A 15,382-nucleotide genomic window follows, 5' to 3' on the forward strand; every position below is an offset into this window, starting at 1 on the left:
GGCAAGACAGCGGTTCCGGGTTGAACGGGAGTTGGCCCGGGTTGCGGAAGATGGCGGCATGACAAATGATTGCCGAGCTTGCCCTGTTGACGGGGCGAGCCAGTCAGCTTGCGGTTTTTGCGGTACAAAACCAGAAATGAACTTGCCGGTGGCAAGTAAAGTGCTCACCAGCGATGCTGGATCGGGCATTGACCCAAAGGAGTCGTGAAATGACACGCGTTCGTGTTGCGGCCTATACCATCTCGCTGGACGGATATGGCGCAGGCCCGAATCAGAGTCTGGAAAACCCGCTGGGTATCGGCGGAACCGATCTGCATCAGTGGTTGTTTCCCACCCGCACCTTCCAGCACATGCTGTTTGGTGCCGACGGCGGTACCGCCGGTGCCGATGACGATTTCGCCGCGCAAAGTTTCCAGAATGTCGGCGCCTGGATTCTGGGCAGAAACATGTTCGGCCCGACCCGCGGCGACTGGCCGGACGAGAACTGGAAAGGCTGGTGGGGCGATAACCCGCCGTATCACGTGCCCACGTTCATTCTGACCCATCACGCGCGTGACCCGATTGAAATGGAAGGCGGCACCACGTTTTATTTTGTCACCGGCGGTATTCATGAAGCGCTGGAACGCGCGCGTGAAGCGGCCAATGGCAAAGACGTGCGTATTGGCGGCGGCGCCAGCACGATCCAGCAATACCTGCGTGCCGGCCTGATTGATGAATTGCACATTGCCATTTCGCCAGTTTTGCTGGGGGCGGGCGAGCGCTTGTTTGAAGGGCTGGATATGCGTGCGCTGGGCTATCAATGCGTGCAGTCCGTCGGGACAGAAAAAGCCACGCACGTGGTACTGCGCCGGGGGTAAGCCAACAGAGTGGCTTGCAAGGCTCCAATAAAAAAAGGAGGGCTTGGCCCTCCTTTTTATTGGTGCATGCGGTTTTTGACGATGATAAACAACAGCAAAAAAGCCAGTGTCAGCGCAGTGCAGTGCACCGGCCAGCGTATTCTGGCGACCGGATCGCCGGCTTTGAAATCCAGCCGGATATTTTGCAAGAGATCCGGATTGGTAAGTACGGTCTTTTTCATGAAAATGCGTGCAATGTAAATGACCAGCAAAACCGCATAGAGCACGCTCACTGCAATAGAACCGCCAATCAGATAAAACAACAGACTTTTATCCATTTTCCCCAGAAAATCTGTAATGCGCCGCATTCATTGTCGGGGCAATTTTATCGGCACAAAGCCGTCCTGGCAGAAATATGTTGCTACATCATCAAACGTGTTGCACCTGGAGTAGATGGCGCCGGCGGGCAGATGGTGTGGCAAAAACCTGCACAAATCCGCCGCATTGCCGGTAACAGATCAAATAGCCCAATCACGCCCCCGCTCTGGATGTATGCTGTGTCTGCCCGGAGTTCTCACCGTTATGCACAACAAGAATTCAAAGCAGAGCAGAGGAGCACACCCATGGATGACTTCACGCGTGAACAGCTGGAACAGGCCGAAAAAGATCTGATTGTTGCCTCCAACGTATTTCGCGAGGCTAAAGACCGGGTCAAGCGTGGCGAAGAATCAGAAGAAGAAATCTGGCCTTTGATTGAAGCCCGCAAAAAAGCATACGAACACTGGCGCAGTATTGCCGAGCCGCTGGTGGCCAAAGGCGTGCCGTATTCGGCAGAAGTCATGCGCGTACTGCGCGAACACCGCGGATAAACCAGAGCCGGGGCGATTTGATCTGGTGTGCCAGCGCAGTGCGATCGCGCACGCTGAATCAAGCGTCATAAGCCGCCTCGGGGTTCAGCCTTGTGCAGGATCAGCGGGGCGGCTTTGCAATAAACGCTTGCTTGTCGTGTCTGTTGAATCCGGCAGATTCATAAAAGCGCTTCACAAGCGCTTGCCAGATCGCCTAACGATTTCTGGTGCAGGTAAGGGGGCATCTTCGGTATGCAAATGCCGATGCAGTGCCAAAAGGCCGGAAAGCGCTGACGCTGCAATTTTTCTGATCTGCATCTACAAATCCTGTTTGAAATGAAAGCCGGTTTTGTCAGCACCCTGTCGCTGGTCAATGATGGCGCTGACCAGAAAAAACCGGGGTGCGCAGACAGTCAATCCTGCACGTGGCTCATTAGTCGCTTTGCAGTGCATCGGGTCAATTCTTTTAACGGGAATTAAACCACTCGCGTATTTGCGTTGTATAAGCCATTATCAAGTGTTTCCAACAGCCCGACATAAAAACCAACAGGGCTACTCAACGACGGATAAACCAGCATGACAACCGATTTTTCCCGATACAGCACTGCAGAACTTCAACAGCTTGTGATCGAAGTGGGCCAGACGATCGAACGCCGCAAAGTGGACGACAAGAAAAACCTGATCTCCGAATTGCACGCCCTGGCCGCCGAGAAGGGTTTCAACCTGAAAGACCTGCTGGGTGGCGCTGAGCCTGGCGGCAAGAAAAAAGGCGCTTCTGTCGCCAAGTACGCAAACCCCGCAGACAAATCCCAAACCTGGTCCGGCCGTGGTCGCAAGCCGGTATGGGCACTGGCGCACCTGAATGCCGGTGGCAGCCTGGACGACCTGGCCGTCTGAATCCGCAGACCGGCGGCAGAACGCACGCTGCCGATTGCAATAGATAACGCCCCTGTCACAACACTTGCAGAAATTGCCGGTGGTTGTGACAGGGGCGTTGTTTTTTGTGGCGGCCTGAAAGAGAAGACTTGCCAGAATGCGTCGTCAATCTGAATTCGGCGGCGCAACATCCTGATCGCCTGATCAGCCGCTACGCAGCCAGAACGTCATTTACCTTTAATCAGCAACAGCGAAGATGATCCGGGGGATCCAGTATCGTCCCGGGATCAGGATCTGGCCGGCAGAGCCAGCGTGCCGGCCCGCGGTACACATTTATTTCGACCGTACAGGAGAAGTGAAAATGCGTATTGCTCGATATCTCGCGGGTGGCGTGATCGCGCTGAGTGCTGGTGCTTGTTTTGCGTGGGGCTCGCTAGGTCATGAGGCGATTGGCGAGATTGCCGCAAGGTTGATCGCGGGGACCAATGCCGAGCAGCAGGTCAAGGCCATTCTGGGGCCGGATCTTACTCTGGCGCAGATTGCGGTGTGGCCGGATTGCGCCAAAGGGGTAGTCCGCCATACCAATGGCCAGTTTGAGTACATCTCAAACGACAACGCCTACAAGGAATGCATCCCGCTGGCGGGCGAGAAGGCGGCCTTTGAGAGCTATATCAAGCGCAACTGGGACCAGTGCAAGCCCAGCCCGGGCGAGGAAAAGTGCCACGCCCAGTATCACTATATGGATGTCGAAACCACCTATCCGTCTTATGAAGATGCCGTGGCCGGGGTGAGTGATCACGATATTGTGCATTCCATCGACGCCGCCATTGCCGTGCTGCAGGGCAAGCCGGCACCGTCGCCGTACAGCATCAAGGACAAAGCCGAAGCGCTGCGGTTGCTGGCGCATTTTGCCGGCGATATCACCCAGCCGCTGCATACGGTGTCCATCTACATGACGCCGGATGCCCAGCCGGTCGATGTCGACAAGCAAGGCCCTGGCCCACACCTGGATACATCGTCTGAAGGCGGCAACCTGCTTATGGATGGCACCCGCCGGCTGCATGCAGAGTGGGACAATATCCCGGCGTATTTCGAGATTGGCGGCAGCAAGTTTGATGATCTGGTCGCCCAGGCCAGAACGATCCCCGCGCCGGGTGGCGATGTAACGACGTGGTCGCGCAGCTGGGCGAATGACACGATCGCTGTTGCCAAAGACGCCTACGGCCCGGTGACGGTCGAACCCCACGCCGCCAGCGTCCCGCGCAAGCCCACCAATACGCCCAAAAAGGCCACCAAATGGCAGATTGATCTGCCGGATGACTATGCTGATACGCGGGTGCGGATACAGCAGCAACAACTGGCCAAGGCCGGGGCCAATCTGGCCAATGTGTTAAAGGCCATCTGGCCGGATCGCTGAGTGCTGACTGTTGATCTTTGGTACTGATGCGGCGTGGGCCTGGGCTGGCCGCGCCGTCAGCTGTTTATTTGCTGCCGATCAGCGTGTTGATGACGGGCGAGAGCTTGCTGGAAAGCTTGCTGTAGCCGTCGTGATTCGGGTGTATCTCGTTGGTCCAGTCATTACTGTCGCCAGATGTGCCCTGTTTGGCGCGCTTTAGCGTTCCGCGCGTGTCGACCACATGAAACGCGGGCAGGGCGTTTGCCGACTTTGACGCCGTGTCCAGTGACAGCAGCGTGGTTGCCAGCGTGTCGATCAGCAGGTCGGCAATGGATAACTGCAAAGGGCCGGCAAAAGCCTTCACCACCGGGTACAGCCACGGGCCCAGCGGCAATGCCAGACCGGCAAAGCTGACCGGGGCGTCGCGCGGCGTGGCGTAGTCATAGGTATGAATGATGATCGGCACCCCGCGATTGGGACCGCCGACGCTGTCGCGAATGCCGACAACGGTCTTGTAACTGGACACAATGCTTTGCGTGACCTTGGCGCAAACATCGGTATCGATATAACTGGCGGCCAGTTTCGGATCCTGGCCACTGGCCGCGGCGGGCAGGACGATGCGTTGTACGGCATCAATCAGATCGTTGCCGCCACCGCTCAGCAAGATGGCATCCCACTTGATGGCGTAGTTTGGCCGCGCCAGAAATCCGAACAGATCGTGATTCTGCTCGATGTCTGACATGTGGATGATGGTGTCGCCCGGGTAGGCCAGATTCAATAACAGGGTTGAATCCGCAAAGCCCAGTCCGTAAAGCAGGTTTGAGGTGGGAATGGAGCCCACCGAATACCACGAATCCCCCTCGGCCAGCACGCGCAAGGCGTATTGCCTGTCGTTGGGGTCGATCATGCCGGGGCCCGGCACAGTCCGGTTTGGAAGGATGATGGTCGGGTTGTATGTCCGTGCCATGATCAGGGCCTCCATGCAATGTGGATGCGGTGCCGATAAGTACGCGTCTGCGGGACCGTCTTAACGGTAGATCACGGGTGCGGGAATATGCCTGACGCTGACGAGTGGCGCGGTGCCTCAGGCAGGCCGCAGCATCTGTTCCAGATTGCCGTTGAGCCGTTGCAGCAATGCCTGCAATTGCGCTTGCTCGGCCGGGTTAAAGCCGGCAAGGGCGTTGTCGCAGGCGTGCTCCATGACCGCCTTGCCTTGCGGCATGCGCCTGGCTGCATCCGCGGTAAGGCTGATCAGGCGGCTGCGGCCATCGGCAGGATCGGGCTGGCGGGTGATCAGGCCGTCGCGCTCCATGCGGTTCAACAGTTGCGCCATGCTGGGCTGCTCCACCTGCGCGATGTGCGCCAGCTCGGCTTGCGAGAGCGTGCCGGCGTGCTTGAGCGAAACCAGCACGGGTAACTGGCTCAGCGCGAAACCCAGTTCCTTGAGCGGTTGATCAAGCACGCGGGCGTAGCTGCGGCTGATCGTTCAGCCGTGTGGTTGATTCGGGCCGGAGCGCGGCCAATGCCGTTGCGACGCTGCTGTCTCACGATAGTGTGGCGCTGACGCTGGAGGTCTATCGTCGGCATCTTCAGCCGGCTGCGCACTGATTGTCCGGCCGGGTTGGGCAGGCATGCGGTGGTGATCCTGGGTGTCTCGCAGTCGACAACATATATGTTGTTAAATGAAATTTACATCATTTTTTATGTTGATTTGGTTTGACATCATATTTGATGTGAATCTAGGATAAAGCATCCGTCTTCTCAGAGAGGGGTAGCATGCTTTTTCCAGTGCCAGATAGCGACACGCTCAGCGACATGCTGCAGAGTGCCCGCAAAAAATTGCGCCTGTCGCAGCGGCAGGTGGCCGAAAGAACCGGCATGTCCCAGCAGAACTACGCGCGTATCGAAAAGAACCCGGGTAGCGTGGGGTTTGATACGGTGCTGCTGGTGCTGGCCGCGCTCGGGCTGGATTTGCAGGTGGATGACCGGCGGCATGTGCAAGAGAGCGGGCCGGATCAGGCCGGCCTGCCGACGGCTGTCCGGCCTGTCCGGCAGGTGGCGGCTGCTGTCGGCGTCACCGGCAAAACGCCGGCCCACAGCAGCGGGAGCGGGCGGACATTGCCGCCCGGTTCTATCTGGCACGATGAAACGCCGGAGGACTTCTGATGGCGGAGCTTGCTGTCTGGGTCAATGGCTACCGGGCCGGCTTCTGGCGCACCACGCCGCAAGGGGACGAATTCCAGTATGACGAGGCCTGGCTGAGCGAAGACAACCCGCTGCGGCGACCGCTTTCGTTGTCGCTGGGTTTTCTGCCGGGCAATGCGCCGTACAAAGGCGCCAGAGTGCGCAATTTTTTTGACAATCTGCTGCCAGACAGCGACCGCATTCGCCGCCGCCTGGCGTCGCAACACCGGCTGGATTCGGTGGATGCGTTTGATTTGCTGCGTGCCATTGGCCGAGATTGCGTGGGCGCGATCCAGCTTTTGCCGGTCGATGAAATCCCTGCCGATCTGCGCAGTATTCGCGGCCAGCCGCTGACCGAAGCCGGCGTGGCCACGGTACTACGCCATGCCTTGAGCGCCGCGCCCGCCGCCTTGCAGGACGGTGCGCAAGAATTGCGGATTTCCATTGCCGGCGCGCAGGAAAAAACCGCGCTGCTGTACCACGATGGCCAGTGGATGCTGCCTCAGGGCAGTACGCCGTCTACGCACATTCTCAAATTGCCCATGGGCGAACTCATTGTCAGCGACGGCACGCTGGACATGCGCCATTCGGTAGAGAACGAATGGTTGTGCGGCCAGATCATGCAGGCCTGGGGCGTGCCGACGGCCACCAGCGAGATTCTGCATTTTGAAGATCGCAAAGTGTTGTCGGTCGCACGGTTTGACCGCCGTCTGGCGCGGGACGGGCAGTGGATACTGCGCCTGCCGCAAGAAGATTTTTGTCAGGCGCTGGGGGTTAATTCGCTCAATAAATATACCGGCCAGGGCGGCCCGGACGCGGAACAGATCAACGCCGTGCTTTCCCGGCCGGCTGCCGATGCGGCCGATCGGGTGATTTTCTTTCAGACGCTGGTGATTTTCTGGATGCTGGCCGCCATTGATGGTCACGCCAAGAATTTCAGCCTTTTTCTGCTGGCCGGCTCGCGGTACCGGCTCACCCCGCTGTACGACGTGTTGTCGGCCCACCCGGTGATGGGTAGCGGTCGCGGCAAATACCATGAGAGCAAGGTCAAACTGGCCATGCCGGTGCGCGGCGAAAGCGGCCCGCATTATCTGGTCTCAAAAATCCAGGCGCGGCAATGGGTTCATTTCGGCGCGCATGTGCTGGGGCTGGGTACGCCCAGGGCCATGGCCGACATGCTGGCCACACTGGCCGGCCAGGCCGGGCCGGTGATCGCGGCGGTAGAAGGCAAGCTGCCGGCTGATTTTCCGCCGCAGGTGGCCAGCAGTATTTTCAAAGGGCTGCGCAAGTACGCGGATAAACTCATGCTTGGGCTTGATGTCCTGGCCGCGTCATGATGCACCAAGGATAGCGAACAAGCACCGCTGCCTTATGCCAACCGGCGGTTCAGTTCTTGCGTTTTTGCCTGGCGCTGGTACTGGCTGTTGGTGCCGGGTTGGTCCCGGACCTGGCCGCTTTGGGTAATTGAACGGGCAGCGGCGCTACGCCGGCTGCGGTCAGCGTGGCGGAAACGATCTCCAGTACGCCGGGTTCCAGTACTTTGGCGGTGCCGGCAAGGGTTGCGCTGGATTGTCCTTTCAGGCGGCGCGCGTCATCGGCCGCCATGTGCAGTTGCAGCGCGGTCTTGCCCAGTGTCAGCGGCAGTATCTGGGTGTCCGCATCGTACCGGCCCAAGGCACCTTCCACGCTGAAAGGGGTGGTCAGGCTGGCAATGCGGGATTTGTACTGCGCCGTGGTTTCGTAGTCATCCTTGTTTTGCGCCGCCATAAACGCCGCCATGCCCACATTGTGATCCACCCGGCCGATGGTGATGCGGTAGCCATCGTCAAACCAGGAACTTTCGAAATACGGATCGTTGACAATGGCATAGCTGGCCGTGCGTACGGTGCTGGTGGTCAATTCGCCTGCGGGCGAGAGCAGGCGCATGGGCTGTTTGTCTTCAAACAGCAAAAAAGTGCCGTCATCCAGTTGCGCGACAGAATTGACCAGGTGATCCAGGCGCGGCGTGCCGTCTTTGTCCAGTAGTTGCTGTTTGTACTCTTGCGCCGGATAACTGACCGTCCAGTGATCGCTCCCCAAGGGGTAGAGCGAACCGCCTTTGGCTGCATCGAAACTGCGCACGACATTGCAATCCTGGCTGTAAATGCGGGTGCCACTGGCAAACAGGCCCTGTTTTTCGCTGAATGACGATTCCGCGTCAAAACGACACATGGCTTTGCCGGTGCTGGCATCGTACCAGGCGCTGCGATTGCTCTTCTGGTCATTGCTGCGCCATGACACGCTAAGCAGACGGCCATTGTTTGAGAACGATGACCACAACCCGTCCTGCTCGCCAACTTGCCCCACGTTCAATGGCGCGGTGAACAGCGTCGCGTTACTGGTCAGATCAAACGCCTTGATTTGCCCATAGCCAGGCCAGGCTGCGACGACGACCAGGTGGTCACCGACGACCCCGACTGCGGCACCACGCCCACCACGCAGTGACATCATGGTCACCTGATTGCCCGTGGTCAGATCAAATACGCGCACATCCGGATCAGCGTCGTAGTAGGAGTACACGGCAAGCTGGTTGCCGGCCAGATAAAACACGGGGCTGAACGCGGTGTAATCTTTGGCCGGATCGCGGTACGCCTTGAATCCGGTATGAATCACCGGGGAGCGCGGTGTGCTGTTGCTGTCCAGCACCTGGATTGCCAGTTCATTGGGCGCTTTGCCCGGCATCATGGCGACGGGGAATGCCGGTTTGCCATCCCGGTAAATGGCAGACAGCGTTTTGACGCCGGCAATGTTGAGCGATTGCGTGGTGCCAGCGACGAGATCCAGCAGCTTGACCTGATGGTCCGCTTCACTGACGTAAAAGAAACGTCCCTTGAGGAGTACCGTACCAACGGCCAACTGGCGGATATCGGCGACGTCACGCACGCTGGTGCCCGGGTTGCCCAGCAAAACCGCAAGCGGCATCGCCAGGCGTCCTGGGTACTTTTCTGTAATGGCGGCCTGGCGGGCGTCCAGCGCTGCCTGGGCGGCATTGTCCCGGGCTTGCTGGGCGGCACTCTGACGTGCATCTGCCGCACGCTTTGCCGCAGCGGCCTGTTCTTGCTGCCGACGTTCCTGATCTTGTCGCGCTTGCTCGTCGATCAGGCAGATCGACAACTGGCTGTCGCATTTGTCACTGCAACTGCGAAATGCGGTGTCGTCGTGCTTGGTCAACGCGCCAGCCAGACCGGGCAATAGACAGGTATTCACGCAAGAAATGTTGTCGCTTTTGCAGTCGGCAAATGCCGGGCTGTGCAAGGCCAGCAAGGTGATGGCGACAAATAATAGACGGCGGGGCAAGGTACGGGCGTGAGTCACGGCAGAGGGTAGGCGTTTTTGATACCGCGTTTATACCAGCGCGCCCGTAGCCGGTTAAAGCGCCGCCCAGAGGGTGTTGGCAGGCAGCGACAGCACCGGCGCGGGCTGGTCTAAAAAAAGCGCGCCCTGAAGGCGCGCTTTGGGTTGGCTTCAACAATGTTGCCACTCAGGCTTTGAACTCCAGCAACCTGCGCAATCTGACATCCGCCACGCTCTCGCCAGCAGAAAGGATGCGGGGCTTCCAGTGCGGTGCTGCGGCATTGAAAACAGAGTCCGGGTCTGAATCCAGCAACCCGTAAAACACCTCGGCAATGATGCGGCCGCCGACTGGCCCAAGCTGGGTCAGCGCGCCTTCACCATTGAGGAGTTCGTCCTCGTCAAAGCTTGCCGCGCTACCGAGTTTCTTGAACACATGGGCCGCCTGGGCTTCCGCCAGGATATAGAACCAGAGCGGGGTCTGGCTGGCCAGCGCGGAGGGCACCGCTCCCCATTTGAATTTGCCGTCTTCTGCAGCGTCTTCCCGTACCTTGAGTTCATTGGCCAGCGGTGTGAGCTGCAGCGCGTTGGCAATCGCCTGGCCGCTGGGTAACTGGTAAACGTTGCCGCGCAGCAAGTTCAAGAGCGCCAGCGAGGGGCGCTGCGGGTCTGGCTGGTCTGTCACCGCCCTGGCCGCTTCACCCGCCGCACCGCCCGCCACGGCCGGTGGCAAGACCGATAACGGATCAACCAGGTTAGTGTCGATCTTGTAGGCGTATTGCAGTTTCACATGCGGGTCCGGGACGTCGGTGCCGGCTTTGCGGCCCGTGATCGTGTGAATGTCGGTGCCGTCTTTGTCTTTGCCGGGCGCTGTGTACGTCAGGAAACGGCCCCAGTCATCAATGACATGGCTTCTGGGCAAGGGGTCGAACCCCAGCAGGCTTTCCTCGCCAGAGAGGTCTTTGCTGCCGGGGAAGATCGACAGTTTGGTGTGCTTGTTGAGGCGATAACCCGTGCGCACGCCGGAGTGCCCGAAACGATATGCCGCGCCCACAAATTCCAGCGGCAGGTTGCCGCGCCGGCGTGTCACGTCGCCAAAGGCATCGGTGTATTGATCGTCCGGATAGAGCTTGTAGACGCTTTCCCGCTCTGCCTTGCTGCCAGTAAACGGCGCCAGCACGCTGGCATCGATAATGCGTGGCAGGAAGTCATGGATCAGTAGCAGCTGGTACGTCCAGCGCACTTCTGCCCGGGCGGATTCAAACAGGTTGTCCGGCACCACCCAGGTGCCGGGGTCTTCGCCGTTCAGGCGCTGCACAATGGCATTGTGGTAGCGAATGAACCCTAACTGGATCTGACAGACAATCGAGTTTTCATCATTGCGCTTGTCGCCAATGATGGCCCGCCCGGTGGGGCCGCGGAACAGGTCCCACGGGTTGCCGTTGCTGGTTTCCTTGCCGCTGGAGGATGTCTCAGGAAAACTGCCATCCAGCAATGTCGCCCCGTCTGGCGCATACATATAAGGCTGTGCGTCCGGGCCATCGCCATACACGCAATCCAGATCAAACCGCGGCGTGCGCAGATTGCTGGGCAGGCGGTTTTTGTCGGCCGGGTCTAGTGATGACGTGCTGTCAAAGGTCAGGTCGTGATCAACAAATTGCCCGAAATAGGTGTAACCCGCTGGCACCCACAGGTTCTCTTCCGGGTCCGGCCCGTCTTTGACCTCGTCCGGGTCGCTGGCCATGCTTTTTGCCAGTTCTGCCAGCGCCGCCAGATCGGCTGTCTGGCCCTGGTTTTCAAATCCTTTTAATCGGGTAAAAGGAATGCGGTGAGAGGGAAGCTCTCGCGCGGTTAACGGCACTGCGGCCGTAGAGGCCCCATGTGCCAGGTTGTCATTTGCCATAATCGGTATTCCTTCGCGATGATCAAAAAATTGCACCAAAGCCACGGAACGCCAGACGGGTTCAGTTAATCCCGGTTCGTGCCCCACAAGCAAACGAACCGATAACCCGGGGCCGTAGCAAAGCAATACATCCAGAGCGGGCAGGTCTTGGAATAGAAGCCCTTGATTGGTGTCTTTATCTGGTTTGCGCAAGAAATCCGCGCATTAAACGGTTACCCGGCGCGACAGCGCACACGCCTGGCGCAAAAGACTGGCGGGCCAGGTGCCAGAGGCGATCGTCGGGGGTATCGCATTGGCCGGACGGCAAATGCGCAAAAGAGCAGAACAACGAGCGGGCGGTGCAGATTGACGGCCGGACCATTGATGTCTGAACCGGCCGGCGTGGCTGCTGTGGCCACAAAGAACAGGGCGTGCCATCGAAAACCTCGCGTTGGGTCAACCGCATGCGAAGCCATATCAATTCGCCTGCAGATCACGTTATCGCGCCAACAGCGGGTCGTCGGTCGCCTGTCTGGAACTTGAGTCTGATTGTTTGCCTGTACCAGGCCAGTCGCACTTTATTCAATACATACTGGATAGTTGATTCAGGCAATTATTTGGGGCGGCGCAGGTGTTTGTCCGATAACCGGCCGTTATTAGAAAAGCCCGATATTGGCCGGGGCGGGTGAGTGGCAAACGGGTTGTGCCAGTCGCCTGGAAAACCGCAGCAAATCCCCAGACTTTTCATCACCCGATACGCAGCACAGCGGTATTCACTGCGGCGCGGCATTTCCGTACATATCCAGCGCGTCAACCACATGGGCTAAGCGCAGGCGCTTTCTATACTGACGCAAACACAAAACAGTACGAAAACAATACCCGCCCGGACCTCGCTCATCTAACCAGAACGTGGAGTCAGAAAATGTCCCCCTTTATTTGCCGTCGTATTGCAATTGCGGTGCTTGTGGCTATGGGTGCCGGTTTGGGCCTGCCAGCCTTCGCGGCTGATGCGCCGCCTTTGGTAAAACAGATCAATAACGGTAACTGGTTGCCGCAAAAAGAAGCAGAGCAACTGCGTGATGATCTGTATTACAGCAACGCCATTCAGGCTTATATCCAGACTTTGCCGGTGCTCAATACCATTGGCCTGCGAGATGGCTCAGAGGCGGCATTCGGGGCTGGGTACAACGTATTGCCGATCTGGAAAGAACGCATGGATAGCCGCGCATGGGTGCCCACGCCCAATGCCGATGTGATCTATTCCATGAGTTATCTGGATCTGAAAAAAACCGGCCCGCTGGTGGTATCGGCGCCGGCCAATGTGATCGGCATGTTTACCGATTTCTATCAGCGCACCATTACCGATGTCGGCGCGATTGGCCCGGATCGGGCGCGTGGTGGTTTGTATCTGCTGTTGCCGCCGGATTACACCGGGCAGATTCCACAGGGTTATTTTGCGTTCAAGTCCTCCACCTACAACGTATTCCTGTTTTTCCGCACCATCATGAAAAAGGGCGAGAACGGGCCTGATCCGGCGCCGGCTGTAGCGCTGGCGGAAACCACGCGTGTTTATCCGTTGTTCACGCCAGAGAAAGACATCAAGCCCATGGTGTTTCCGGATGCCAGCGGCAAGCGGGTCAACATGATGTACCCGACGGATTTTGCTTTCTGGACCAAGCTCAAGACGTATGTGGATTACGAACCGTCTTCGTCGTTTGATCCGGTGACAACGGGCGTGCTGGCCAGTGTCGGTATCGTCAAGGGACAGCCGTTCAATCCGACTGACAAGCAAAAGCAGTTGCTGCAAAAAGCGGTGGAAACCGCGCCGAAGATGATTCTGGCCAGCCGCCAGTTGGGTCGTCCGGATCAGCGCAACCGCTATTACAAGGATCGCCAGTACGAGAACACGTGGGCGGGTGGTACGGCTGAGTGGCTGCAGGATGGCTATTTTGATGTGGCGCAGCGCGCGGCGTATTTCCAGATTGCCTATTCCACCGCACCGGCCATGGTGATGCACACGCTGGATCAGGGCTCCAAGTATCCGTTCACCCTGCGCGATGCGGACGGCAATTTCCTGAATGGTTCCAGCAGCTACAGGCTGCATTTGCCGCCCAACCCGCCGGCCCGGTTGTTCTGGGCGGTGACGCTGTACAACATCACCGACGGCACCATGCCGGAAACCCCGCAACTGATGCCGTCGCTCAATGGTTTCAACAAGGTCAAGACTAATGACGATGGTTCCATTGACCTTTATATCGGGCCGAACAAACCGGCTGAAGCGGCAGATACCAACTTCCTGCAAACCGTACCCGGGCGCAATTTCCTGGTGGCATTGCGCTTGTATGGCACGGGGACGGAGTTTTTTGACCAGAGTTGGAAGCCGGATGACGTCGTGAAACTGAAGTAAACAACCACAACAAATACGGGCGCCGCCTGCCGGGCGCCCGCGCGCATCCACGCATTGCCGGAGATACACCCATGTTCCGTTTTCGCCGTGATTCAATGATTGCCGCTTTTGTTGTTGCTGCCTTTGCTGCGCCGCTGGTGCTGGCCGCAGACGGGCAGGTGCCGTTGCCAACCAAAGCTGCTGACCTCACCCAGCCTGCCAAAGGGGTGTTGATGCAGCCAGAGTACGTAAAGGCGGTCGCCCGCGCGGCCTATATCTGGGCGTGGCCGATGGTCAACCAGCAAAACCGCTTCAATGCCATTACCCAGGCGCCATACCCGGGCCATCTTAACGGCGTGCTGCCCGCTGCGCCGCGTGGACAACTGGCCATGTTGTCGGACTATATCGAACCGTCTGAAACCTTTGTGACCTGCCCTAATCAGGATGTGGTTTACGGGCTGGGGTTTTTCTCGCTGGATCAGGAGCCAGTGGTCATCCAGGTGCCGGAGTTTGGCGATCGCTTCTGGGTGTACGCCTTGTACGACCAGCGTACTGACCAGTTTGCCGAGCTGGGCAAGCCCTACGGCACCAAGCCGGGCTTCTATCTGCTGGTAGGCCCCAACTGGCAGGGTGACAAGCCGGCCGGCATTACCGCTGTGATCCGCAGCAGCACGCCGCTGGCCAATGCCATTCCGCGCGTGTTCCAGAACGATAACGCGCAAGATCGCAAGGCCATCCAGCCGGTGATCAACCAGATCGTGGCGTACCCGTTGTCAAAGTTTGACGGCAAGATGAAAACCATTGCCTGGGCCAAGGTGCCAGACATCAAGGCCCCGGGTTCTGACGACAGCAGCGGCGGCGAAACCAAATGGGTGATCCCGGAAAAATTCTTTGACCAGTTCCCGGGCATTCTGGACGCCGTGCCACCGCTGCCGGGCGAAGAGGCCATGTACGCGCAGTTCCGCGCCTTGATGGATGCCGCCAGCAAAGACCCGGCGGTGAAGCAGCTGCTGGTTGAAACCGCACAGGAAACCGAGAAAGACGTCATCAGCAAGTTCTTCTTGTGGCAGCACAACGGCGTACCAGCGGGCAACGGCTGGAACCGGTCGGCCAACAACGCACAGTGGGGCGTGGATTACTTCAATCGCACCGGCACGGCCAAGTCGAACATGTTCGATAACAAGCCCACTGAAACCCAGTATTTCTATACCGATAACGACAGTTCTGGCGCCGCACTGACCGGCAGCGGCAGTTACGAAGTGACGTTTGCAGCGGGCCAGGAACCGCCAGTGAACGGTTTCTGGTCGCTGACGCTGTACAACGACAAACACCTTTTCAACCCCAATAACCTCAAGCGTTATTCGCTGGGCACCAAGAACACCACGCTCAAGCGCAATGCCGATGGTTCGTTGACCATCTACGTGGGCAAAACATCGCCCGGCAAAGACAAGGAAGCTAACTGGTTGCCCGCTCCGGCAGGCGCGTTCTCTTTGTATATCCGCGCTTATTGGGGCAAAGAGCCGATTCTGGATGGTTCCTGGAAACCGCCAGTCATCCGCAAGGTGCAATAAGGCGTCGTCCGCCTGATTGCGCCTGAGACCGGGGTGTCGTCTGCAGATGGCACCCCGGAATACGATATGCGCG

General features: G+C 58.5%; 12 protein-coding genes. 8 read left to right on the forward strand and 4 right to left on the reverse strand.

The features are described from left to right. Positions 1-209 precede the first annotated feature (209 nt). The 4 genes from IEX57_RS03805 (at position 210) to IEX57_RS03820 (ending at position 3,977) form a co-directional block, all read left to right on the forward strand. Positions 210-857: a dihydrofolate reductase family protein gene (locus tag IEX57_RS03805; RefSeq protein WP_188702476.1), complete on the forward strand. Its 648-nt coding sequence runs from the start codon at positions 210-212 to the stop codon at positions 855-857. 14 nt (positions 858-871) lie between these two features. Then, the gene (locus tag IEX57_RS03810; protein WP_188702479.1) at positions 872-1,705 is read left to right on the forward strand and encodes a hypothetical protein; all 834 of its coding nucleotides are present in this window, start codon (positions 872-874) and stop codon (positions 1,703-1,705) included. Positions 1,706-2,260: 555 nt separating this feature from the next. Next, entirely contained in the window at positions 2,261-2,581 is a 321-nt protein-coding gene (locus tag IEX57_RS03815; RefSeq protein WP_188702481.1) for an H-NS histone family protein, read from the forward strand. Positions 2,582-2,921: 340 nt separating this feature from the next. After that, entirely contained in the window at positions 2,922-3,977 is a 1,056-nt protein-coding gene (locus IEX57_RS03820; RefSeq protein ID WP_188702483.1) for a S1/P1 nuclease, read from the forward strand. A gap of 64 nt (positions 3,978-4,041) precedes the next feature. Here the strand turns inward: IEX57_RS03820 and IEX57_RS03825 are convergent, their stop codons facing one another. Both IEX57_RS03825 and IEX57_RS03830 read right to left on the reverse strand, forming a co-directional pair. After that, a complete protein-coding gene (locus tag IEX57_RS03825; protein WP_188702485.1) occupies positions 4,042-4,923 on the reverse strand; it encodes a hypothetical protein in 882 nt (293 codons plus the stop codon). Between the two features lie 117 nt (positions 4,924-5,040). Beyond that, on the reverse strand, positions 5,041-5,418 hold the full coding sequence (locus IEX57_RS03830; RefSeq protein ID WP_229708681.1) for a MarR family winged helix-turn-helix transcriptional regulator: 378 nt from the start codon (positions 5,416-5,418) through the stop codon (positions 5,041-5,043). A gap of 314 nt (positions 5,419-5,732) precedes the next feature. Here IEX57_RS03830 and IEX57_RS03835 point away from each other — a divergent pair, with 314 nt between their 5' ends. Both IEX57_RS03835 and IEX57_RS03840 read left to right on the forward strand, forming a co-directional pair. Beyond that, entirely contained in the window at positions 5,733-6,122 is a 390-nt protein-coding gene (locus IEX57_RS03835) for a helix-turn-helix domain-containing protein (protein WP_188702487.1), read from the forward strand. Further along, entirely contained in the window at positions 6,122-7,477 is a 1,356-nt protein-coding gene (locus IEX57_RS03840; protein WP_188702489.1) for a type II toxin-antitoxin system HipA family toxin, read from the forward strand. Before IEX57_RS03835 ends, IEX57_RS03840 begins: the two co-directional genes overlap by 1 nt. 49 nt (positions 7,478-7,526) lie before the next feature. Here the strand turns inward: IEX57_RS03840 and IEX57_RS03845 are convergent, their stop codons facing one another. Next, a complete protein-coding gene (locus IEX57_RS03845; RefSeq protein WP_188702490.1) occupies positions 7,527-9,494 on the reverse strand; it encodes a WD40 repeat domain-containing protein in 1,968 nt (655 codons plus the stop codon). A gap of 166 nt (positions 9,495-9,660) precedes the next feature. Beyond that, positions 9,661-11,373 carry a peroxidase family protein gene (locus tag IEX57_RS03850; protein ID WP_188702492.1) on the reverse strand — a complete coding sequence of 571 codons (1,713 nt, stop codon included), beginning with the start codon at positions 11,371-11,373 and terminating at the stop codon, positions 9,661-9,663. A 901-nt stretch (positions 11,374-12,274) separates the two neighbouring features. On the opposite strand from IEX57_RS03850, the gene IEX57_RS03855 reads away from it, so the two are divergent. Continuing rightward, positions 12,275-13,759: a DUF1254 domain-containing protein gene (locus IEX57_RS03855; RefSeq protein ID WP_188702494.1), complete on the forward strand. Its 1,485-nt coding sequence runs from the start codon at positions 12,275-12,277 to the stop codon at positions 13,757-13,759. 71 nt (positions 13,760-13,830) lie between these two features. Then, positions 13,831-15,309: a DUF1254 domain-containing protein gene (locus tag IEX57_RS03860; RefSeq protein WP_188702496.1), complete on the forward strand. Its 1,479-nt coding sequence runs from the start codon at positions 13,831-13,833 to the stop codon at positions 15,307-15,309. Positions 15,310-15,382 lie beyond the last annotated feature (73 nt).

It is taken from the genome of Silvimonas iriomotensis (assembly GCF_014645535.1).
GTDB classification, from domain to species: Bacteria; Pseudomonadota; Gammaproteobacteria; order Burkholderiales; family Chitinibacteraceae; genus Silvimonas; species Silvimonas iriomotensis.

Bases quoted from the DNA above. Each gene is read 5' to 3' on its own strand.
- IEX57_RS03860 (WP_188702496.1), top strand. From the start codon at position 13,831: ATGTTCCGTTTTCGCCGTGATTCAATGATTGCCGCTTTTGTTGTTGCT.
- IEX57_RS03805 (WP_188702476.1), top strand. From the start codon at position 210: ATGACACGCGTTCGTGTTGCGGCCTATACCATCTCGCTGGACGGATAT.
- IEX57_RS03850 (WP_188702492.1), bottom strand. From the start codon at position 11,373: ATGGCAAATGACAACCTGGCACATGGGGCCTCTACGGCCGCAGTGCCG.
- IEX57_RS03855 (WP_188702494.1), top strand. From the start codon at position 12,275: ATGTCCCCCTTTATTTGCCGTCGTATTGCAATTGCGGTGCTTGTGGCT.
- IEX57_RS03815 (WP_188702481.1), top strand. From the start codon at position 2,261: ATGACAACCGATTTTTCCCGATACAGCACTGCAGAACTTCAACAGCTT.
- IEX57_RS03825 (WP_188702485.1), bottom strand. From the start codon at position 4,923: ATGGCACGGACATACAACCCGACCATCATCCTTCCAAACCGGACTGTG.
- IEX57_RS03840 (WP_188702489.1), top strand. From the start codon at position 6,122: ATGGCGGAGCTTGCTGTCTGGGTCAATGGCTACCGGGCCGGCTTCTGG.
- IEX57_RS03820 (WP_188702483.1), top strand. From the start codon at position 2,922: ATGCGTATTGCTCGATATCTCGCGGGTGGCGTGATCGCGCTGAGTGCT.
- IEX57_RS03835 (WP_188702487.1), top strand. From the start codon at position 5,733: ATGCTTTTTCCAGTGCCAGATAGCGACACGCTCAGCGACATGCTGCAG.